The organism is Halomonas sp. SL1 (assembly GCF_003030865.2).
GTDB lineage: Bacteria > Pseudomonadota > Gammaproteobacteria > Pseudomonadales > Halomonadaceae > Halomonas > Halomonas halophila.
In genome coordinates, this window is the sequence record NZ_PYUQ02000011.1 from 78,265 (window position 1) to 100,032 (window position 21,768).

Genomic DNA, 21,768 nt, shown 5'->3' on the forward strand with positions numbered 1-21,768 from the left:
GAGCGGAGACGCCCCCAATGAGCCCTCATGACAACCTTCTGAGCTTCCTCGAACAGACCTTGGGCAACAACGGCGTGCTAACCACGGACAGCGACGTGGAACGCTACCTGGTCGACTGGGCAGGCGCCCGCGGCGGTCAGCCGCTGGCGGTGGCCCGCCCGGAGACCCCCGAACAGGTAGCCGAGATACTCGGCTACTGTCATCGCCACGACATTCCGGTGGTACCTCAGGGAGGCGGTAGCGGCCTGGTGGAAGCCGCACTGCCGGACAGTCAGACCCCCGAACTGGTGATCAGTCTCGAGCGCCTCAACCAGGTGCGCTCAATAGACCCCATCAACTTCAGCATGAGCGTCGACGCAGGCTGCATTCTACAGTCGGTCAAGGAGGCAGCCGAGGCCGAGGACCTAAGTTTCCCGCTGTCTCTCGGCGCCCAAGGCAGCTGCCAGATCGGCGGCAATATCGCGACCAACGCTGGCGGCCTGAACGTGCTGCGCTACGGCATGATGCGTCAACTGGTACTGGGCATCGAAGTGGCACTGCCGGACGGACGACTGCTCAGCGACATGAAATCGTTGCACAAGAACAATACCGGCTACGACCTCAAGCAGCTGTTCATCGGTGCCGAGGGTACTCTGGGCATCGTCACCGGTGCAGTGCTCAAACTTTACCCACAACCCCAAGTTACTCGAACCGCCCTAATCGGCTGTCCCGACGTCGACGCGGTGCTCGGCCTTTACGCTCAGGCCCGGCGTAGCTGTTGTGACCTGCTGACTGCGTTCGAGCTGATTCCACGTACCTGCCTGGAGCTGGCTCTCGAGGCAGACTCTTCACTCCCCGATCCGCTGGACGAGCCTCAGCCCATGTACGTGTTATTGGAGGTCGCAGCCAGTGGCCCGGTCGATCTCGACGGCATGATTGAGGCCTTGTTCGAACGTGGACTCGAAAGCGGCCTGCTACAGGACGGGGTACTGGCCACCAGCGACACACAGGCCGGACAACTTTGGCAATTACGTGAAGCCATGCTGGAAGGTCAGCAGCGACGTGGCGAACATCTACGCACCGATATCTCGCTACCAATCTCACGACTGCCTGACTTCCATCGCCAGGCAGCAGCAGCAATTGCCAAGGCGTCTCCCGAATCACAGGTGATCGCATACGGTCACGTAGGCGACGGCAATTTGCACTTCAATGTTCTACCCCCGATGAATCTAGACAATGAGTCAAAGCGCAGTCTCCTGCACGAACTCGAAGAACAGCTGTTTGCTATTGTCGCCGAATTCGACGGTAGCATCAGTGCAGAGCACGGCATTGGAAGGGTCAAACAACCCCCCTTCCTCGAGGGTCTATCGGCTCCAAAACACGACATCATGCGTGGCCTTAAACGTCTATTCGATCCCAGGGGGATGATGAGCCCCGGCCGCATCCTGCCACGCTCCCAGTATTGAACTATATGGTGTCACCTCAAACTCATAAGGACTCTCTCATGGATACTCACCCCACCACCTGCAACATCCTGCCCGACGACGCCGACCGCGCCCTGCTGGTCGGCCGGGTCTGGCGCGATACGCCCCACCCGGGCCCGGCCCTGATCGTCGTCCGCGACGGCCGGGTGGTCGACATCTCGGCGAGCGTCGCCTGCATGGCCGACCTGCTCGAGCGCGACGACGCGGCCGCCTTCGTGGCCGCGGCCGAGGGCGAGGACCTCGGCCCGGTCGAGGAACTGCTCGCGCGCTCCCTGGCGGAGGCGCCCGAGGCGCCCTACCTGCTCGCGCCCTGCGACGTCCAGGCGATCAAGGCCTGCGGCGTGACCTTCGCGGTCAGCCTGATGGAGCGGGTGATCGAGGAGCAGGCCGGCGGCGATCCGGCCCGGGCCGGCGAGCTGCGCGAGGAGCTGAAACAGGTGATCGGCGGCGACCTGTCGAAGATCGTCCCCGGCTCCGAGGCGGCCATGGCGCTCAAGGCCGAGCTCCAGGCCCGCGGCGCCTGGTCCCAGTACATGGAGGTCGGCATCGGGCCGGACGCCGAGGTGTTCACCAAGGCGCAGCCGCTGTCGGCGGTGGGCTTCGGCCGCGGCGTGGGCCTGCATCCGGCCTCCGAGTGGAACAACCCGGAGCCGGAGATCGTGCTGGCGGTGGACGCCGCCGGCCGGCCCCGCGGCGCCTCGCTCGGCAACGACGTCAATCTGCGCGACGTCGAGGGTCGCAGCGCCCTGCTGCTGGGCAAGGCCAAGGACAACAACGCCTCCTGCGCCATCGGTCCGTTCATCCGCCTGTTCGACGAGCGCTTCACCCTGGACACGGTGCGCCGGGCCCGGGTGTCGCTGCGCATCGAGGGCGCCGACGACGGCTTCGTGCTGGACGATTCCAGCGACATGCGCCAGATCAGTCGCGACCCGCTGGACCTGGTGCACCAGACCCTCGGCGCGCATCACCAGTATCCGGACGGCTTCGTGCTGTTCCTCGGCACCATGTTCTCGCCGATCCAGGATCGCGACGGCGCAGGCCAGGGCTTCACCCACCACCTGGGCGACACGGTGACCATCGCCACGCCCTCGCTGGGCGCGCTGGTCAACCGCGTCGACCGCTCGGACCGGCTGCCGCCCTGGACCTACGGCATCCGCCAGTGGATGGCGGATCAGGCCAGACGGAGATAGAGAGGTATTCTCCGGGGACACGCGGGTCCCCGGCCTCTCTCACCACATGAAAAGGGGCGGCCCATCCGGGCCGCCCCTTTCTTCTTTCCTCTCGTCGTTTCCTGACCTTTGACTATCCGCTCTCGCGCCACGCCTCTGATTCGCGATCGGCCTCCACCCGAAACGGCGTGGGCGCCAGGCCCCGCACGCCGGGGCGGACCCGGAACAGTCCGCCGGCCAGGCCCTCGGCGTCGCGCGCCTCCGCTGCAGTGGTGATGTAGAGCGTGTCGAGATCCGGCCCGCCGAAGGCGCAGGAGGTGACCCGCGAGGCCGGCAGCGACAGCGTCTCGTCGAGGCGGCCGTCGGGGGCGAAGCGGCTGACGCGCCCGCCCTCCCAGTGGGCCACCCAGAGCCCGCCGTCGGCGTCGCAGGCCATGCCGTCGGGGAAGCCCTGGGTCTCGCCGAAGCGGATATGCTCGCGCTTTTTCGCGAGGCTGCCGTCGGGCGCCAGATCGAAGGCGTGGATCACCCGCCGCGGGGTGTCGCTGTGATAGAGGGTGCGGCCGTTAGGCGAGATCGCCGGGCCGTTGGCGACCCGGTAGCCCGTATCGAGCCGCCGCAGCGTCCGGCCCTCCAGGCGATAGAGCGCACCGCTGGAACGCTCGGCGGCGTCGTCCATGGAGCCGAACCACAGCCGCCCTTCCCGATCGACCTTGGCGTCGTTGAAGCGATTGCCGGCGGGTTCGTCGTCGGGGGTCGGCCAGTCGGCGACGATGCGCGGCCCGCCCGCCTCCAGGCGCAGGTGGACCAGCCGCGAGCGCAGCCCGGCGATGAAGCCGTCGCCGTCGTCGCGGGGCGCCAGCCAGCAGCAGGCCTCGTCCAGCGGCCAGTCGCGGGTCTCGCCGCGGGCCAAATCGAAGGCGTGCAGGCGAGCGCCGAGGATGTCGACGAACAGCAGCCGGCCGGCGTCGCCGCGCTCGGGGCACCACAGCGGCCCCTCGCCGAGCCTGGCGCGACCGGCCCAGACGCATTCCAGTGTCGAGGCATCGACCATGGGGTTCTCCGTGCTCGAGAGTCAGCGAAGCGCGGCCCCGCCGGACGGCGGGGCCGCGGCGGGTCAGGCGCGCTGTCGGCGGGTCTGCTTCCAGCGGTCGAACATCACCGCCAGCAGCAGGATGGCGCCGCGCACCAGGTACTGATAGAAGGTCGGCACGTTGAGCAGGCCCATGGCGTTCTGCACGCAGCCCATGATCATCACGCCCACCAGCACCCCGGTGATCGAGGCGATGCCGCCGGACAGCGCCACGCCGCCCAGCACGCAGGCCGAGATCACGGCGAGCTCCAGCCCCTGGGAGGTGTTGGGATCGCCGAGGCCCATGCGCGAGGTCAACAGCACCCCGGCGATGCCGGCGACCACGCCCTGCAGGCCGAACACGATGATCTTCAACCGCCGCACGTTGACCCCGGCCAGGGCCGCGGCCTCGGCGTTGCCGCCGGTGGCCAGCACGTTGCGGCCGAAGGCGGTCATGTTGAGCAGCACGCCGAAGATCACGAAGCAGGCGATCATGGTCCACACCGGCAGGGTCAGCCCCAGGAAGGAGGCGCTGCCCAGCTCGAAGAAGGCCGGCACGGTGATCATCACCGCGTCGCCGCCGGAGGTGATGTAGGCCAGGCCACGCACGAACTCCATGGCCGCCAGGGTGGCGATCAGCGAGTTGATGCCGAAGCGCGCCACCACGAAGCCGTTGAAGGCCCCCACCGCGCCGCCGGCGACCACGCCGCCCAGCACGCCGATGATCACGCTGCCCGAGGCCGAGGTGGCCACGGCGGCGACCACCCCGGCGAAGGCCACGATGGAGGCCACCGAGAGGTCGACCTCGCCCAGCGCCAGCACCAGCATCATGGTGGTGGCGATGGTGCCGATCAGCGTCACCGAGAGCAGCAGGCCGACCATGTTGCGGCCGGTGAGGAAGTCGGGGATGAACACCGACAGCGCCACGAACAGCACGGCGAAGATGGCGATCAGCCCCGAGGTGTCGAGCAGGGTGCGCAGCGGCTTGGTCAGCCCCTGGCGGCCCTGGGGACGCGCCGGGGCGTCGCCCTCGCCCTGCGCGATCTTTTGCGTCGTCATAGCGGTTTCTCTCGTGTCTTGTCGTTCAGAAGTCATTGCAGGCATCAGGCCGGCAGCGCCAGGCCCAGCAGGCGCTCCGGCGTGGCCTCGTCGCGTGCCACCACGTCGACCAGGGCGCCGTCGCGCATCACCCCGATGCGGTCGCAGATCGAGCTGACCTCGGCCAGATCGCTGGAGATCACCACCACGCTCTTGCCCTGGTCGGCCAGGTCATAGAGCAGGGTGTAGATGTCGCGCCGGGCGCCGACGTCGATGCCGCGGGTCGGCTCGTCCATCACGAACAGCTCGATCTCCTCGGACAGCCAGCGGGCCAGGATCACCTTCTGCTGGTTGCCACCGGACAGCGTGCTGATACGGGTGCGCGGCCCCGGGGTCTTGATGCTCAGCCGGTCGATGTACTCGCGGGTATTGGCCAGCTCCCGCGACGGCTGGCGGAACAGTCCCCAGCGCTTGTAGAAGCGCCGACAGCTGACGTTGAGGTTGTCGGTGACGCTGGCGATGGGAAAGATGCCCTGGGACTTGCGATCCTCCGGGCACATGGCGATGCCGGCGCGGATCGCCTCGCCGGGCGTGCGAAAATGCCTGGGCTGGCCGGCGAAGCGCACCTCGCCGGACTTCGGGCGCTCGACGCCGCACACCAGCCGCATCAGCTCGCTGCGCCCGGCGCCGACCAGGCCGAACAGGCCGAACACCTCGCCGCGACGGACGCTGAAGCTGACCGGCTCGCTCAGCCCCTTGCCGTCGATGGCGTCGATGGCCATCAGCTCCTCGCCGGCCTCCCGGGCGCGGTAGCCATAGACGTCGTCGATGTCACGGCCGACCATCTCGCTGACCAGGGTGTCGTGGTCGAGTGCTTCGAGGCTGTCGTGGGTGCGGATATGCTGACCGTCGCGGAATACCGTGACGGCATCGCACATCTCGAACACCTCCTCCATGCGGTGGGTCACGTAGAGCACCACCCGGCCCTCGTCGCGCAGCCGCTGGACGATGCGCTTGAGCTGGCGGGTCTCCTGCACCGACAGCGAACTGGTCGGCTCGTCGAAGGCGATCACCTTGGCGTCGCGCAGCAGGGCGCGACCGATCTCGATCATCTGCTGCTGGCCGATGGACAGGTCGCGGACCTTGGTCGACGGGTGGATCTCGTCCTCGCCGAGATCGCGCAGAATGCGCAGCGCCTCGTCGCGCATCCGGCGGCGGTCGACGAAGCCGCGCCGGGCCGGCAGCTGGCCGAGCAGCAGGTTCTCGGCCACCGACAGGTTCGGCGACAGCGTCAGCTCCTGATAGATGATGGCGATGCCCTGGCGCAGGGCCTGACGGGCATTGGCGAAGACGTGACGTTCGCCGCCCAGCCACAGGGCGCCCTCGGTGACGCGATTGACGCCACTGAGCACCTTGAGCAGGGTCGACTTGCCGGCGCCGTTCTCGCCCATCAGGGCGTGCACCTGGCCGGCGTGGGCGGCGAAGCTCACCCCGTCCAGCGCACGCACGCCGGGGAACTCGACGCTGATGCCATCGAAGCGCAGATACGGGTCTGTCATGGCAGCGGACTCCTGCACGATGAACGATCCCGGGCCTTCACGGCCCGGGCGGGCGGATTCAGAGGCCGAGCTCATCGCGCACGTCCTGCCAGTTGTCACGGGTCATAAGAGTGCCGGAGGTCACGGTGTTGGCCTGGGGCTTCTCGTCCTCGGTGATCCAGGCATAGAGGTTCTCCGCGGTCTGACGGCCGTGCATGGTGGAGCTCACCGCCACGGTGCCGTGGAAGCCGGTGGGCGTCTCGCGCGAGAACTCGGCGAAGGCCGCGCCGGAGCCGTTGATGCCCACGCCGATCACGTCCTCGGCGCCCAGGCCATACTGCTCGCTGGCGCGCACGCCGCCCAGCACGCTCTCCTCGTTGAGGGCGTAGATCACCCAGTGCTCGAAGTCGCCGCGCTTGGCGAACACCGGCGAGGCCGCCGAGAAGGCGCTGCTGGTGTCGGTGTTCTGCTGGGGGGCGTCGAAGATGTTGTCCTCGTTGAAGCCCGACTCGAGCAGCGCATCGGTGGCGCCGTCGGTGCGCTCCTTGGCGGTAGGCAGCTCGTAGTTGGTGATGCGCAGCGCGGCGACCTCCTCCGGGTCCCAGCCGCGCGCCTCCATCTCGGCGGCGATGGCATCGCCCACCTGCTGGCCGATCTTGTAGCCGGACATGCCCAGGTGCGGCACGCCCTCCATGGGCTCACCGTCGGGGCCGACGAAGCGGTCGTCCACGGTGACCACCTTCATGCCGTACTGCTCGGCACGGTTCATGATCGCCGGCCCCAGGCGCACGTCCGGCGGGCAGATCACGAAGCCCTGGGCGCCCTGGGAGTTGAGGTTGTCGATGGCGCTGAGCACCTGCTGGCCGTCCTCGCCGGCCAGGCGCACCACCTCGAAGCCCTGCTCCTCGCCGACGGCGGTGGCGGCCTGCTGCTCATTGATGAACCAGGCCTGTTCGGGCTTCTTGACGATGAAGCCCATGGTGACGTCGTCCTGGGCCTGGGCAGCGGTGAAACCTGCCATGGCGATGGCGCCGCCGAGGGCCAGACGTGCGAATCGAGACGTGAGAGTCATGCCGTGCTCCTTTCGCCCCTGCCGGGGTCATTGTTGTTGGAAGTGGCTGTCGCTGGAGAGCGTTGTCGTGGGATATCGAGTCGATCGAAAGATGCTGTTCACCCTAGCCAGCGCCCGGCATAACCTTCTAATACGCAAACGCCGTACGATTGATATGCGTTTTGCTATCACGACGAGAAGAAGCACCCTTGCAGGCCGACCGACCGCCGTCGTCGCACAACGGCCACCACGACTAAAGTTGCTGTCGCGCCGCCGTGCCGGGGCCTTGGACGAAAAACGCCGCCCCATCGAGGGCGGCGTCACAGGTCTTGCTCAGCGCTCATCTCAGCCGTCGTCGGCGTCGGTCGAGAAGCGATAGACCGTCAAGGAGCGATAGGTCTCGCCGGGCTCGAGGATCGTCGAGGGGAAACCCGGCTGATTGGGCGAGTCGGGAAAGTGCTGGGTCTCCAGCGCGAAGCCGGAACGCTTGCCGTAGGGCTCGCCGCCCTTGCCGGTTACGCTGCCGTCGAGAAAATTTCCCGAATAGAACTGCAGGCCGGGCTCGGTAGTGGCGATCTCGAGCACGCGGCCGCTGCCGGGATCGACGACCCGGGCCGCGCGCCGCGGCGCCTCCAGCGGAGCGCTGTCCATGGCCAGCACGAAGTTGTGATCGTAGCCGCCGCCGCGTTCGAGCTGGCGATGGTCGTCACCGATGCGCGCGCCGATCGGCGTCGGCCCGCGGAAGTCGAAGGGCGTGTCCGCCACGTCGCGGATCTCGCCGGTGGGGATCAGCGTCGCGTCGACCGGGGTGAAAGCATCGCCGTGGATCGTCAGCTCGTGATCGAGAATGCTGGGATCGCCCTCGCCGGCGAGATTGAAGTAGCTGTGCTGTGTCAGATTGACCGGCGTCGGCCGGTCGGTCTCGGCGCGATAGCGGACCTCCAGGGCGTTGGCGTCGGTCAGGGTATAGCTGACCGTCGCCTCGAGCCGCCCGGGGTAGCCCTCCTCGCCGTCCTCGCTGACAGTGCGCAGGATCACGCCCTCGCCGTCTTCGCCGCTGAACGGTTCGGCGTCCCACAGCCGGCGATCGAAGCCCTGCCGGCCGCCGTGCAGGTGATTGTCCCCATCGTTGGTGGCCAGCTGGTGAGTCACCCCGTTCAGGGTGAATCGCCCCTGGTCGATGCGGTTGCCATAGCGGCCGATCAGCGCGCCGAAATAGGGGTTCAACTGCCGATAGGCGTCGGACAGGTAGCCATCCAGGCGATCGAAGCCGAGCACGATGTCCTCGACCTTGCCTTCCCGATCCGGCGCCCGCAGTGACACGATGATGCCGCCGTAGTTCATGACCTCGACCGTCAGACCGCGGTCGTTGGAGAGGCGATACAGGGTGACCTCTCGGCCGTCGGGCAAGGCGCCGAACGACGAGGCCTCGACGCCCTTTTTCTGCTGATGATCCGGCATGTTCTCCCCACTTCGTTGAGATGATTCGTCGGCCATGGCGGCACCATGACCGATCATGAGCAAGCCGGCAGCCCCGACGAAGGCCCGGCATCGTGTCGCGTCGAACATAGCGGAAAGTCCCCTTTATCAGGATCGGCACATTGCGGTAGAACGGGTCTCGACCGCAGCGGGGAGGCGCAGGAGGCGCTCCTCGATGCCACCCTAGGCAAGGCCGACCGACAAGGACCAATAATGTTCGCCATGACGGTTGATACACAAAGCGTTATCGCACCATGAAGGCCACGCATCCCCCCGAGGCCCTGCCACCGGACTGGTTTCTGAGGGCTCGACTAAAGTTCCGCCACCTGCAGCTGTTCGTCGCCCTCGACGAGCAGCGCAACCTGCATCGCGCCGCCGAGAGCCTCGGCATGAGCCAGCCGGCGGCCTCCAAGCTGCTCGGCGATCTGGAGACGCAGCTCGGCGTGGCGCTGTTCGAACGTCATCCTCGCGGGCTCACGCCCAACTGGTACGGCGAATGCCTGATCCGCCATGCCCGCGGCATCGTCTCCCAGCTGCAGCACGCCGGCGAGGAACTCAACGCCCTGGAGGCGGGCAATGCCGGGGTGGTCTCCGTCGGCACGGTGATGGCGCCGGCGGTGACGCTGCTGACCAGCGCCATCGAGCGGGTGCATCGCGACCTGCCCGGCCTCAAGATTGGCGTCGACGTGGGGGTCAGCCGGGACCTGATCCCCCGGCTGCTGGAGGGCGAGCTCGACTTCGCCATCACTCGCGTCCCCGCCGGCTTCCCGGCCGAGCGCTTCGTGTTCGAGGAGATCGGCGAGGAGGCGCTGTGCTTCGTGTGCCGCGAGGGCCATCCGCTGAGCGGACAGTCCGCGCTGTCGCTGGAGGCGATGGCCGCCTATCCCTGGGCGCTGCAACCCCCGGGGGCGCTGATGCGCCAGCGGGTCGACGGCCTCTTCCTGCAGCACGGGGTCGCACCGCCGCGCCAGATCGTCGACACCCCCGATGTGCTGGTGGCCCTGGCGCTGGTCGACAAGTCGGACACCCTCACCGTGACCACCCGCGAGGCCGCCGACCTGCTGTGCGCGCCGCAGCGCTTCCGTCGGCTGCCCTTCGAGGAGGCGCTGAGCGTGCAGCCCTACGGCCTGGTAAGCCTGCGCGACCGGCGCCTGTCTCCCGGTGCCGCGACCCTGATGAGCACCCTGCGCGAGCTGGTGGCCCATCAACGCTCACTCCAGACCGAACCTCAGCCCTCGAACGCTTCGACGCTCTCCCTGCGCCCGTAGAGGAAGGCATCGGCCACCTGCCGCAGCGGCGCAACGTCCACCTCGGAGCGACCGGCGGCGGCCAGCTCGGCGAAGCGCGCGTAGAGCCCGGCGTATTCCTGGCCGACCATGGCGGCCAGCCGCGATGGCTCGTCGTTGCCGTCGCCGGTGGGCGCATCCACCACCACCTCGTCGTCGATCAGCAGGCGATTGCCGCCGTGAGTCAGGCGCAGGCGGCCGGCGTCGGTCTCGACGCGCACCTCCCAGGTCACCTCGCCGGTCTGGCGGAAATCGAAGTCGGCGGCGATCGGCGCCTCGTCGGCATCCATGAAGGCCAACCGGGCGGCGATGGGCGTCTGGCAGTTGGCCGGCACCTCGAGGGTCGCCTGGCGCAGGAAGAACGGCCGCGGCAGCACCCGGGTGGCCACCGAGAGAGCGTTGATGCCGGGGTCGAAGACGCCCATGCCGCCAGGCGCCCACAGCCAGCTCTGGCCGGGATGCCAGACGCGCACGTCCTCCTTCCACTCGATCGCGACGCGCTCGATGCGGCGCTCGGCCAGCCATTCGCGCGCCGCGGCCACGCCGCCGGCCTGCTGGGAGTGCCAGGCGGCGAACAGCGTGCCCGGGCAACGCTCGGCCAGCTCGACCAGCGCCGCAACCTCGCTGAGCGTGGCCCCAGGCGGCTTCTCCAGCAGCACGTGCTTGCCGGCCTCCAGCGCCAGGCGCGCCTGGGCGTAGCGCAGGTGGGTCGGGGTGCAGATCGCCACGGCGTCGAGGCCGGGCTCGGCGGCGAGCATCGCCTCCAGCGACGCATGGTGCGGCAGGCCATCGATGCCGGCCGCGGGGTCGGCGCCGGCCACCAGGCGCAGGTTCGGGTTGGCCTGGATGGCCGGCAGGTGCTGGTCCCGGGCGATCTTGCCGAGACCCACGAGACCGATGGAAAGCGAAGACATGGCGGTTCCTGACGGATGGCTGATGATGAGCGGACCATATCAGAGCAAATGTCGAACATATAGTTCGAACGCTCGTCGGCCCGCCTCGGCCGCTCGCCCGGCCGCCGTTCCGCCACGTGGCTGGCAGCCGCGATCAACGCGGCCCGGCGCCCTCCCCCTGCCCCTCGCCGAGCGAGCCCACGGAGGGCTCGGCAGCGGCCTCCTCGAGGAGCTCCCGCGAATCCGGCGCCCCGGCGGCCACCTTCTCGCGCTGGCGACGCAGATCCCGCAGGGTGCTGATCAGCATCGCCGCCACGATCACGCCCCCGCCGATGAAGGCCGCCACGGTGGGCACCTCACCGACCCAGACCCACACCAGCAGGGTGCCGACCAGGGTCTCGAGCAGCATCACCAGGCTGACCTCGGCGCCCGGCAGGTAGCGCGGCCCGGTCTGGATGCCGAAGTAGGCGACCGTCAGCAGCACGCCCATCGCCAGCAGGTACTGCATGTCCACCGCCGACGGCAGCTGCACGCCCCCCAGTAGCGCGCCGGGCAGCATCATGGCCAGGCAGCCCAGGGGCAGGATCACCGTGGTATCGACCCCGCGTCGGGACTGGCTCTTCTGAGCGCTGGCCACGGTGGTGTTGATGGCGATGCACAGCGGCACGATCAGCGCCACGGCCAGGCCCAGTGGGCTGCCGACGCCGATCTCCCCGCTGGCCATCAGGCAGGCACCGGCCACGCAGACCACGATCACCACCCAGGTCTGGCGGCGCAGCCGCTCGCCGAAGACCCACCAGCCGATCAGCGCGGCCACCAGAGGCGCCAGGTTCATCATTACCAGCACGTTGCCGGCGGAGGTGAGACGGTTGGCGATCACGAAGGCCCAAGCACTGCCGGCGAAGGCCAGTGGGCACCACCAGGCCGCCGGGCCGCAGGCCTTCACCGCCGCCGGCAGCTCACGACCGTAGCGCCACCAGGCGAGGCCCAGCAGGGTGAGGCCGAGCAGCAGCCCGCGCCAGAACATGAAAGTGGCGATGTCCACCGTGGTGGCCTTGACCAGCAGGGCATCCGGCGACAGGAACAGCACCCCCGTCATGGTGATCAGATAGCCCCGCAGGCGAAACGGCAAACGTGACCACATCGTCGCTCTCCCCCTCGGCAAGCATGCCGGCAATACGGTGATGAATCGGTGGTGACAAACGACGAGCAGGCCGGGGTTTCCCCCGGCCTGCTCGGCTTGACGGTGCGTGCGGCGCTCGCTCCTGCGTCAGGAGCGAGGCCTCACGCTAGCGAGATCGCCTCAGGCGCGTTCGCGACGCGGCACCGGACCGTCATCGTCGCGGCGGCGGCGCGGCGCACGCTCGGCAGGCGCGCGGTCTTCGCTGATTTCCAGCGGACGACCCGCGACCCGGGCGCGCCCCATCTTGTCGAGGATGCTCGACGGCAGGTTGTTCGGCAACTCGACGACGGAAAATGCATTGCGGATGTCGATCCGGCCAATGCGGTTACCCTCGATGCCGCCTTCGTTGGCCAGGGCGCCGACCAGCTGGCCGGGCTTGACGCCGTCCTTGTGACCCACGGACACGCGGTAGCGGGTCATGCCTTCGCGCGGCGCACGATCACGGGGACCGCTCTCGCGGCGGGCCGGCTTGCCGTCGCGGCGGTCGTTGCGCTCCTTGCGCGGCGCCTGGAGGCGGCCGATCGGCGCCTCGTCGGCGCGCGCCAGGGCGGAGAAGGCGCAGGCCAGGTCGACCGGATCGTAGCCTTCACCGATCAGCTGCTCGATCAGCGCACGCTGCTCCTCGGCGCCCTTGGTGACGGCGGCGACGGCGCGCTGGTGGAAGACCTGATCACGATGGGCGCGAATGGCGGCCTCGTCGGGCAGGTCCATCTCGCTCATCTTCTGGCCGGTGGCCTGCTCCAGCCAGCCGACCTTGCGGCCTTCGCGGTTGCCGGCGAAGGTGATCGCCACGCCGTTGCGACCGGCACGGCCGGTACGGCCGATGCGGTGGGTGTAGGCCTCGGCATCCTGGGGCAGGTCATAGTTGATGACGTGGGTGATGCGTGGCACGTCGAGACCGCGGGCGGCCACGTCGGTGGCGATCAGCACGTCGACCTTGCCGCGCTTGAGGCGTGTGATGGTGCGCTCGCGCAGGCTCTGGTCCAGGTCACCGGACAGGCTGGCCACGTTGACGCCACGGGCGGAGAGCTGCTCCATCAGGGTGGTGCAGGCGGCCCGGGTACGCACGAAGACGATGGCGGCATCGACCGGCTCGACCTCGAGGATGCGCGCCAGCGCTTCCTGCTTGGCACCGCCATCGATGCGCACGCGACGCTGCTCGATGTTCTCGCCGGTGGTGGTGCGGGACTCGATGGCAACCTTGACCGGCTCGACCAGGTAGCGGTTGACGATGCGCTCGATCTCGGTCGGCAGGGTCGCGGAGAAGAACACGCGCTGGGCGTCCTGCGGGGTGTCGGCGACCACGCGCTTGACGTCGTCGATGAAGCCCATGCGCAGCATCTCGTCGGCTTCGTCCAGCACCAAGGCGGAGAGGCCGTCGAGCTTCAGGCTGCCGCGGTCCAGGTGATCGATGATGCGGCCGGGGGTGCCGACCACGACCTGAGCGCCACGACGCAGGGCCTGCATCTGGTCGCGATATTCCATGCCGCCGCACAGGGTGGCGACTTCCAGGCCCTTGAGGTTCTGGCCATACTTGGTGAAGGAGACGGCCACCTGCTGGGCCAGCTCACGGGTCGGCGCCATCACCAGCACCTGGGGCGCGCGCTTGTCGAGATCGAGGCGCGAGAGCAGCGGCAGGGCGAAGGCCGCGGTCTTGCCGGTACCGGTCTGGGCCTGGCCCAGCATGTCGCGGCCTTCCAGCAGGGCCGGAATGGTCTGTGCCTGAATCGGAGACGGGGTCTGATAGCCGAGGGTCTCGATGGCGGAGAGAACGGCAGGCAGCAGGGCCAGATCGCCGAAACTCGGCGAGGCGACGGAAGTCGAGGTCATGAATCACACCTTGGTAGGCCGGCATCGCCGGCAAGAAACATCGTGGCGCCCCCGACGCGGTAATACGCTCGGGGATCCTGCACGAGGCAGGTCGTCGTCAACATCGGAGTCGGGGACGCCGGTCGCACCTGGCATCGGTTCGAGCCCGCCATGGCAGGCGAACCGTCGTGGCGACCGTCTGCGCCGAATTCGCCCGGGTGGCGAACTCTCGGCGGCGCTCCATCTTCACAGTCCGAACGCGTTGGGCGGTTGGCCCGGCGTCTTCGCGAGCGTCGAGTCCACGTATCGTGAACCGGCGCTGAGTATGATGGTGGGGTCAGCACATGCGAGGAAGCGCGCATGCTACCATCGCGTCCCCAGGCTGGCCAGCCTTTTCCGCCTTACCTCCAGGAGCCCCCATGCCGAACCTTTGGGTCGACGCCGATGCCTGCCCGCGGATCGCCCGCGAGATCATCGTGCGCGCCGCCGAACGCACCGCCACCCCGACCACCTTCGTCGCCAACCACCAGGTGCCGCTGCCGCCCTCGAAGTGGGTCAAGGGCATGGCGGTCAGCCACGGCTTCGACGCCGCCGACGACGAGATCGTCGACCGCCTGGCCAGGGGTGACCTGGTGATCACCTCCGACCTGCCGCTGGCCCTGGCCGCCATCGAGCGCGGCGCCAGCGTGATGACCAGCCGCGGCGAGGCGCTGAACGAGAGCAACATCCGCGCCCGGGTTCAGATGCGGGACTTCATGGAGACGTTACGTGCCAGCGGCGAGCACACCGGCGGACCCAAGGGCTACTCGGACGTCGATCGTCGGGAGTTCGCCAACGCGCTGGACAGATGGTTGGCGAAACAGCAGTAATGAAGTGAGGTGTGAGGAGGAAGGAGTGAGGCACTCCCCCCCTCACTCCTCTTCTCCTCACGCCTTACCGACCTTATCACGAATCCCGCGCCCCGGCAGACGCTCGCGGTCGTGGGGACGCTCGAGGCCGAGCAGCGGTCCGGCCGGCACGATGCCGTTGGGGTTGATGGTCTTGTGGCTCATGTAATAGTGGCGCTGGATATGATCCATGTTCACCGTCTCGGCCACCCCCGGCCATTGGTAGAGCTCGCGCACGTAGTTCGAGAGGTTCGGGTAGTCCTCGATCCGGCGCAGGTTGCACTTGAAGTGACCGTGATAGACGGCGTCGAAGCGCACCAGGGTGGTGAACAGGCGAATGTCGGCCTCGGTAAGCCACTCTCCCGCCAGGTAGCGCCACTCGGACAGCCGCGTTTCCAAGCGGTCGAGCGCGGCGAACAGCGCCTCGACGTGGCGCTCGTACACGTCCTGCTCGGTGGCGAAGCCGGCCTTGTAGACGCCGTTGTTGACGTGGTCGTAGACGTCGGCGTTGACGGCATCGATGGTCTCGCGCAGATCCGTCGGATAGAGGTCCAGTCGATTGCCGGTCAGCCCGTCGAAGGCGTCATTGAAGATGCGTACCAGGTCCGCCGACTCGTTGCTGACGATGCGCCCCTCCTGCCGGTCCCACAGCGCGGGCACCGTGACCCGACCGGTATAGTGCGGGTCGGTCAGGGTATAGAGCTGATGGTGGAAGTCGACGCCGTTGAGCGGATCGCCGCTCGAGCCTTCGTCACGATGATAGGTCCAGCCCTGGTCGAGCATCAGCGGGCTGGTGTGCGAGACACCGACCAGCGGCTCGAGCCCCTTGAGGCGACGCATGATCAGCACGCGATGCGCCCAGGGACAGGCCAGCGACACATAGAGATGGTAGCGGTCGGCCTGGGCGGCGCGCGCCGGACGCCCGTCGGGGCCGGGGCTGCCATCGGGCGTGATCCAGTCGCGCAGCTTGGCGGATTCGCGCACGAACTCGCCGCCGTGCGCCTTGGTGTCATACCACTGGTCATGCCACTGGCCGTCGATCAGCAAGCCCATCTCGATTTCCTCTTCCAGAACGTTTGCACCTAACCTAAACCGAGGAAATCGAAGCTCAAGCGCAGTTTTTGGCCGCCATTGTTCGTTTTCTTCGAAAGATCAGGCGGCACGGCGACGCGACGCCGCATCATTCCTCACCGCCGCCGACCTCGCGCACGCTGTCACGCAGCTGCTGGGCCATGGCCCGAGTGGCCGGCCCGGCGCGGTCCTGGTCGCGATGGATGAGCTGGATGGGAATCTCGCGCACCCCGCCGGCCGTCAGCGGCAGCGGCTTGAGCCGCCCGGCCTCCAGGCTGTCGCCGAGCCGCGTCTCGGGCACCCAGGCGAAGCCGAGGTTACGCTCCAGCATGCCGATGGAGGTGTCGAGGTGGCTGACCGTCCAGCGCTGCTCGGCCTTGAGCCAGCCGGAATCCTGGGAGCGACCCTGGGCGGAGTCGCGTACCACCAGCTGACGGTACTGCTCGAGGTCGCGCAGATCGAGCTCGCGCCCCAGCCGATGCAGCTCGTGGTCGGGGTGGGCCACGGCGATGAACCGCACCGTCACCAGCGGCTCGCCCAGGAACCCCTGGGCGCCGAGCCCCGAGATCAGCAGATCGGCCTCGCCGTCCTGGAGCATCTCGACGCCGCCGTTGAGCACCGTCTCGTGGAGCTGCACGCGCACATAGGGAAAGGCCGCGGAGAAGGCATCCAGCGCCCGCGCCAGGGCATCCGGCGGGAAGATCTGGTCGATGGCCAGCACGATCTCGGCCTCCAGGCCTTCGGCCAGGCGAGAGGCCACGTCCTCCAGCGACGCGGCGTTGTCGAGCAACTGACGAGCGCGTCTCAGCAGCATCTCGCCGGCCTCGGTCAACCGCACCTGGCGCCCTATCGGCTCCAGTACCGCCACCCCGAGCTGCTCTTCCAGCTTGTGGACCGCGTGATTGAGCGTCGAGGGGCTCTTGTGGATGGCTTCGGCGGCCCGCGAGAAGCCGCCATGATCGACCACCGCGGCCAGCATCTGCCACTGAGCGAGGGTGACACGGGACATGTTCGATTTCCTCGAATGTAATGCGCGAAACGTTGCGCTTAATCTTCGAAAAAATCGGCCTAGAATGCCAGTCATTCCATTCCCCAGGGAGATCGAGACGATGACCCAGCCCATCGACCGCCGCCCCCAGCGTCGCCTGAAGAGCCATCCCAGCCAGGACGGCGACGGCGTCGCCATCCACCGCCTGCACGACTTCGGCGGCGGCCTGGACCCGTTCCTGATGCTCGACGAGCTCGAGGCGGCGCCCCACGACAACGCCATCGGTGGCTTTCCGCCGCATCCCCACCGCGGTATCCAGACCCTGACCTACGTCCTCCACGGCGGCCTGCGCCATGAGGATCACCTCGGCCATCACTCGAGCATCGGCGCCGGCGGCGCCCAGTGGATGCATACCGGCCGCGGCATCATCCACGGCGAGACGCCCTTCGCCGACGCGCATGGCCTGCATGCCTTCCAGCTGTGGCTCAACCTGGCCGCCAGCAACAAGATGAGCGAACCGACCTATCGCGACGTGCCCGGCGACGAGATGCCGCACCTGGCCCGGCCGGGCGCCCGGCTAACGGCCCTCGGCGGGGACTGGGTAGCGGCCGACGGCGAGCGCGTCAGCGGCCCTCTCGATGCCCTGGCCGGCCGGGCCGGCGTGGCCCACGTCACCCTGGAGGCCGGCGGTGACATCGCTCTCGAGGCCGACGCCAGCACCCTGCTGGTGTTCGTCTTCGCCGGCCAACTCGAGATAGCGGGCGATGGCGTCACCCGGGGCGAACTCGTGCGCCTCGGTGATGGCGGACGACTGTCCCTGGCAAGCGACGCCGGTGCCCAGGCCCTGCTGCTGGCGGGCGAACCCCACGGCGAGCCGATCGCCCATTACGGCCCCTTCGTGATGAATCACCGCCACGAGCTCGACCAGGCACTGCGCGACTATCGGGATGGCAGTCTCACCGACTAAGGCGGAAGCAGGGTTGCCGAAGGCGGGTGAAGCATGGCAAGGTCGAATTAATAAACACTGTTCACGGACTCGGTTCGCCCGCTCTCGGGCCGGGTCCGCGCTCTGCTGTATAGGTGTACAGCCTAGGCACCCTAATCGTCATGGGTTAAGGTTCTAGTGCCTTTTTATGCGTTTACACCTATTTCACACGGCTAAAACCATCATGCGAATCCTTCGTTCGCTGCCCCGCACGCACAAGTTGCTGCTGTTGCCCGTTGCCACCATGGTCACCGTGCTGGGCGCCCACAAGATTCTGACTTCCGTCGAGGATGCCCGCCAGGGCCATCAGAATCAGGACACCGTTCTGGTTCCCCTCGGCGAAGACGCCAGCCCCGGCGTTCCCTCCATCGCCCTGGATCGCGCCCCGGTCGCCGAGGCCATCGAACTCGCCTCGCGCGCCCGGGATGCCACCCGGGAAGCCATTCCCCTCTCCGAACTGACCGCCTCCGAGATCGTCGACGTGGACTTCGCCCGCGCCGCGCAGGCCAGCGGCGAGGTCGACGACGCCGAGGTCACCGCCCCGCAGATCGACGACACCGCGCGCCACCTGGCCATCGTGGTCGGCACGATCGGCAACGGCATGCTGGCCGATGACGAGCAGGTGGTCGCCGACGCCACTTCCTACGAGGACGTATCCTCGGACGAACTCGAACTGTTCGACGATGGCCCCATCGTGCTCGAGGACGAGATCGACGCCGACGAGCCCTATGTGCCCGAGTGGCTGGCCTATACGGTCGAGCCCGGCGATACCTTCGCGATCATGGCGCAGGAAAACCTTGGGCTGGGCTACAGCGAGGTCACCGCCCTGCTCGAGACGCTCCCGGAGCCGCGGATGCTCACCCACTGGCGCGCCGGCGACCGCTTCGAGTACCAGCTCGACGAGCAGGGCAAGCTGCTGTCGATGCGCATGATGAAGAACGCCCGCGACGGCTATCTGGTCAAGCGTGACGACGAGGGCGCACTGGACGTGGCCACCATCGAACGCACCGGCGAGGCCACCCAGCGGCTCTATGCCGGCACCGTCAGCGGCAGCTTCGCGCGCTCGGCCCAGGCCACCGGCCTGAACAGCGCCGAGGTGGCCGAGCTCTCCCACGTGCTAGAGAAGAAACTCGATTTCCGCCGCGACACCCGTCGCGGTGATCGTTTCAGCGTGCTGGTGGAATCCGACCTGATCGACGGCGAGGACCTCGATCCGCGCGTGCTGGCGGTCAGCTACGAAGGCTCGCGCATGGACCTGACCCTGGTGCGCAACGCCGAGGACAATCGCTTCTACACGCCGGATGGCGAGAGCCTGGACCCGGCCTTCGACCGCTACCCGTTCAGCGGCCACTATCGCATCAGTTCGCCCTTCAACCTGCGTCGCCATCATCCGGTGACCGGGCGCATCAGCCCGCACAAGGGCACCGACTTCGCCATGCCGAGCGGCACGCCGGTGGACGCGCCGGCCGACGGTCGCGTCGAGCTGGTGGGCAACCATCCCTTGGCCGGCCGCTACATCGTGATCCGCCACGACAACGGCTACAAGACCCGCTACCTGCACCTCTCCAAGCCGCTGGTCAGCCGCGGCGAGCGGGTGACACGCGGCGAACGCATCGCGCTCTCCGGCAACACCGGACGCAGCACCGGTGCCCACCTGCATTACGAGGTGATGGTCAACAACACCCAGGTGGACGCCATGAAAGTGGAACTGCCGGAGCATCAGGGCCTGAGCGGCGATGCCCTGGTCGCCTTCCAGCGCGAGGCCGAGCCCATGCTGGCGGCCCTGGAGAGCGGCGAGACCGGTACCACGGTGGCCAGTACCGGCACCGAGCCGAGCGACGCCTCCGACGATGGCAGCTGACCGCCAGGCCTTGCCGCCGGCCCCATGACGACGCCCCGCCCCGTGCGGGGCGTCGTCGTATCGTCCCTCTCTATCGTCGGCCGCGGCCTCCGCTAGACTGGGGCTTTCCTGCCGACAACGGAGCCCACCCTTGTCCTCGCGCGCCGCACCGCCCTCCTCCGTCTCTTCCCCCCTGGCCATGCTCGGAGTGTTCCGCTACAGCCACCGGGCGCTGGGCCTGGTGTGGCAGACCTCGCGCCGCCTGACGCTGGGGCTGGCCCTGTGCACCCTGGTCGCCGGCGTGATGCCCGCCGTGGCCGCTTGGGTCGGCCAGCTGATCGTCGACGGCGTGGTCGCCGGCATGGAACGCCACCAGGCCGGCACGCCGCTCCTGCCAGAGCTGTGGCCGGTGCTGCGCTTCGTGCTGCTGGAAGCCGGCGTGGTGGCGCTGATCGCCCTGGCCCAGCGCGGCCTGGCCGCCCAGCAGTCGCTGCTGCGCGCCCTGCTCGGCCAGAAGGTCAACGTCATGATCCTGGAGAAGGCCGGTCGCCTGTCGCTTGCCCAGTTCGAGGACTCCGAGTTCTACGACAAGCTGACCCGGGCCCGGCGCGAAGCCTCGACCCGCCCCCTCGGGCTGGTCAACAAGACCTTCTCGCTGCTTCAGAACGCCATCTCGCTGGCCAGCTTCGGCGTGCTGCTGGTCGGCTTCTCGCCCTGGGCGCTGCTGGTGCTGGTGATCGGCGCCCTGCCGGTGTTTCTCTCCGAGGCACGCTTCTCCGGCGACGCCTTCCGACTGTTCCGCTGGCGTTCGCCGCAGACCCGCATGCAGATGTACCTGGAAACCGTGCTGGCTCGGGAGGACAGCATCAAGGAGGTCAAGCTGTTCGGCCTCGAGCCGCTGCTGCTCGACCGCTACCGGCGCATCTTCGAGACGCTCTATGCCGAGGACCGGCGGCTGACGATCCGCCGCGAGACCTGGGGCTTCCTGCTCGGCCTGCTGGGCACCCTGGCCTTCTACGCCGCCTACGCCTGGGTGGTGGCGGACACCGTGGCCGGCCGGCTGACGCTGGGCGAGATGACCATGTATCTGATGGTCTTCAAGCAGGGCCAGGCGGCGCTGTCGGCAAGCCTGACCGCCATCGGCGGCATGTACGAGGACAACCTCTACCTCTCCAACCTCTACGAGTACCTGGAGCAGCCGGTGCCCGAAGAGACCGGGCATCTCACCAAGGGCGTCCGACCCGGCGACGGCATCCGCTTCGAGGGCGTGGGCTTCACCTATCCCGGGGCCGAGACGGCGGCGCTCTCAGGCATCGACCTTCACTTGGTCCCCGGGGGCAGTCTGGCGCTGGTCGGCGTCAACGGTTCGGGCAAGACGACCCTGATCAAGCTACTGACCCGCCTCTACGATCCCACCGAGGGGCGCATCCTGCTCGACGGCAGCGACCTGCGCGACTGGGACCGGGCGACCCTGCGCCGGCGCATCGGGGTGATCTTCCAGGACTTCGTGCGCTACCAGCTCAAGGTCGGCGAGAACCTCGGCGCCGGCGACGTGGCCGCCTTCGAGGACGAGACCCGCTGGCAGGAGGCCGCCCGCCGCGGGCTCGCCGAGGACTTCATCGCCGACATGCCGGGCGGCTACCACACCCAGCTGGGGCGCTGGTTCAAGGGCGGGCAGGAGCTCTCCGGCGGTCAGTGGCAGAAGATCGCCCTGGCCCGCGCCTACATGCGCGAGGAGGCCGACATCCTGGTGCTCGACGAGCCCACCGCGGCCATGGACGCCGCCGCCGAAGCCGCGGTTTACGCCGACTTCCGCGACCATGCCCGGGACAAGATGACGGTACTGATCTCGCACCGTTTCTCCACCGTGCGCGCCGCCGACCAGATACTGGTCATCGACGGAGGACGCATCCTCGAGCGCGGCGACCACGCGAGCCTGATGGAACTCGACGGCCGCTATGCCGGGCTGTTCCGGCTGCAGGCCCGGGGCTACGAATAGCGCCGACGACCGACCCG

The 21,768-nt window shown here is 68.2% G+C and carries 17 protein-coding genes; 7 read left to right on the forward strand and 10 right to left on the reverse strand.

What is annotated here, in order from left to right; all coding sequences use genetic code 11:
• The first annotated feature begins 17 nt into the window (after nucleotides 1-17).
• Both C9J49_RS04540 and C9J49_RS04545 read left to right on the forward strand, forming a co-directional pair.
• Nucleotides 18-1,445 carry an FAD-binding oxidoreductase gene (locus tag C9J49_RS04540; protein ID WP_107181649.1) on the forward strand — a complete coding sequence of 476 codons (1,428 nt, stop codon included), beginning with the start codon at nucleotides 18-20 and terminating at the stop codon, nucleotides 1,443-1,445.
• Between the two features lie 38 nt (nucleotides 1,446-1,483).
• On the forward strand, nucleotides 1,484-2,653 hold the full coding sequence (locus C9J49_RS04545; protein WP_107181650.1) for a fumarylacetoacetate hydrolase family protein: 1,170 nt from the start codon (nucleotides 1,484-1,486) through the stop codon (nucleotides 2,651-2,653).
• A 112-nt stretch (nucleotides 2,654-2,765) separates the two neighbouring features.
• Here C9J49_RS04545 and C9J49_RS04550 read toward each other — a convergent pair whose 3' ends face one another.
• From C9J49_RS04550 to C9J49_RS04570, 5 genes are all read right to left on the reverse strand, one after another.
• Nucleotides 2,766-3,686 (reverse strand): SMP-30/gluconolactonase/LRE family protein, encoded by a 921-nt coding sequence (locus C9J49_RS04550; protein ID WP_107181651.1) that lies wholly within the window; start codon nucleotides 3,684-3,686, stop codon nucleotides 2,766-2,768.
• Nucleotides 3,687-3,749: 63 nt separating this feature from the next.
• Nucleotides 3,750-4,763 (reverse strand): L-arabinose ABC transporter permease AraH, encoded by a 1,014-nt coding sequence (araH, locus tag C9J49_RS04555; RefSeq protein WP_035592935.1) that lies wholly within the window; start codon nucleotides 4,761-4,763, stop codon nucleotides 3,750-3,752.
• A 44-nt stretch (nucleotides 4,764-4,807) separates the two neighbouring features.
• Entirely contained in the window at nucleotides 4,808-6,301 is a 1,494-nt protein-coding gene (gene araG, locus C9J49_RS04560; RefSeq protein WP_107181652.1) for an L-arabinose ABC transporter ATP-binding protein AraG, read from the reverse strand.
• A gap of 58 nt (nucleotides 6,302-6,359) precedes the next feature.
• Nucleotides 6,360-7,352 carry an arabinose ABC transporter substrate-binding protein gene (locus C9J49_RS04565; RefSeq protein WP_106488593.1) on the reverse strand — a complete coding sequence of 331 codons (993 nt, stop codon included), beginning with the start codon at nucleotides 7,350-7,352 and terminating at the stop codon, nucleotides 6,360-6,362.
• Nucleotides 7,353-7,676: 324 nt separating this feature from the next.
• Entirely contained in the window at nucleotides 7,677-8,792 is a 1,116-nt protein-coding gene (locus tag C9J49_RS04570) for an aldose epimerase family protein (RefSeq protein WP_235207407.1), read from the reverse strand.
• A 272-nt stretch (nucleotides 8,793-9,064) separates the two neighbouring features.
• Here C9J49_RS04570 and C9J49_RS04575 point away from each other — a divergent pair, with 272 nt between their 5' ends.
• Complete coding sequence (locus C9J49_RS04575; RefSeq protein ID WP_107181653.1) at nucleotides 9,065-10,078, forward strand: LysR substrate-binding domain-containing protein; 1,014 nt, start codon at nucleotides 9,065-9,067, stop codon at nucleotides 10,076-10,078.
• Here the strand turns inward: C9J49_RS04575 and C9J49_RS04580 are convergent.
• The 3 genes from C9J49_RS04580 to C9J49_RS04590 all read right to left on the reverse strand — a co-directional run bounded on the left by C9J49_RS04580 (nucleotide 10,039) and on the right by C9J49_RS04590 (nucleotide 14,002).
• Nucleotides 10,039-11,010, reverse strand: a complete 972-nt coding sequence (locus tag C9J49_RS04580; protein ID WP_107181654.1) for a Gfo/Idh/MocA family protein — start codon at nucleotides 11,008-11,010, stop codon at nucleotides 10,039-10,041. The genes C9J49_RS04575 and C9J49_RS04580 overlap by 40 nt on opposite strands.
• Nucleotides 11,011-11,143: 133 nt before the next feature.
• Complete coding sequence (locus tag C9J49_RS04585; RefSeq protein WP_181454242.1) at nucleotides 11,144-12,133, reverse strand: DMT family transporter; 990 nt, start codon at nucleotides 12,131-12,133, stop codon at nucleotides 11,144-11,146.
• Nucleotides 12,134-12,292: 159 nt separating this feature from the next.
• Nucleotides 12,293-14,002, reverse strand: coding sequence for a DEAD/DEAH box helicase (locus C9J49_RS04590; protein WP_107181655.1), 1,710 nt, complete (start codon nucleotides 14,000-14,002; stop codon nucleotides 12,293-12,295).
• 398 nt (nucleotides 14,003-14,400) lie between these two features.
• On the opposite strand from C9J49_RS04590, the gene C9J49_RS04595 reads away from it, so the two are divergent.
• Nucleotides 14,401-14,850, forward strand: coding sequence for a YaiI/YqxD family protein (locus tag C9J49_RS04595; RefSeq protein ID WP_035592929.1), 450 nt, complete (start codon nucleotides 14,401-14,403; stop codon nucleotides 14,848-14,850).
• Between the two features lie 57 nt (nucleotides 14,851-14,907).
• Here the strand turns inward: C9J49_RS04595 and C9J49_RS04600 are convergent, their stop codons facing one another.
• Both C9J49_RS04600 and C9J49_RS04605 read right to left on the reverse strand, forming a co-directional pair.
• On the reverse strand, nucleotides 14,908-15,921 hold the full coding sequence (locus C9J49_RS04600; RefSeq protein ID WP_107181656.1) for a glutathione S-transferase family protein: 1,014 nt from the start codon (nucleotides 15,919-15,921) through the stop codon (nucleotides 14,908-14,910).
• A gap of 127 nt (nucleotides 15,922-16,048) precedes the next feature.
• Nucleotides 16,049-16,948: a LysR family transcriptional regulator gene (locus tag C9J49_RS04605; protein WP_046079047.1), complete on the reverse strand. Its 900-nt coding sequence runs from the start codon at nucleotides 16,946-16,948 to the stop codon at nucleotides 16,049-16,051.
• Between the two features lie 100 nt (nucleotides 16,949-17,048).
• On the opposite strand from C9J49_RS04605, the gene C9J49_RS04610 reads away from it, so the two are divergent.
• From C9J49_RS04610 to C9J49_RS04620, 3 genes are all read left to right on the forward strand, one after another.
• Entirely contained in the window at nucleotides 17,049-17,894 is an 846-nt protein-coding gene (locus C9J49_RS04610) for a pirin family protein (RefSeq protein ID WP_046079048.1), read from the forward strand.
• 202 nt (nucleotides 17,895-18,096) lie between these two features.
• A complete protein-coding gene (locus tag C9J49_RS04615; protein WP_258393772.1) occupies nucleotides 18,097-19,773 on the forward strand; it encodes a peptidoglycan DD-metalloendopeptidase family protein in 1,677 nt (558 codons plus the stop codon).
• Between the two features lie 178 nt (nucleotides 19,774-19,951).
• A complete protein-coding gene (locus tag C9J49_RS04620) occupies nucleotides 19,952-21,751 on the forward strand; it encodes an ABC transporter ATP-binding protein (RefSeq protein WP_107181717.1) in 1,800 nt (599 codons plus the stop codon).
• Nucleotides 21,752-21,768: the final 17 nt, after the last annotated feature.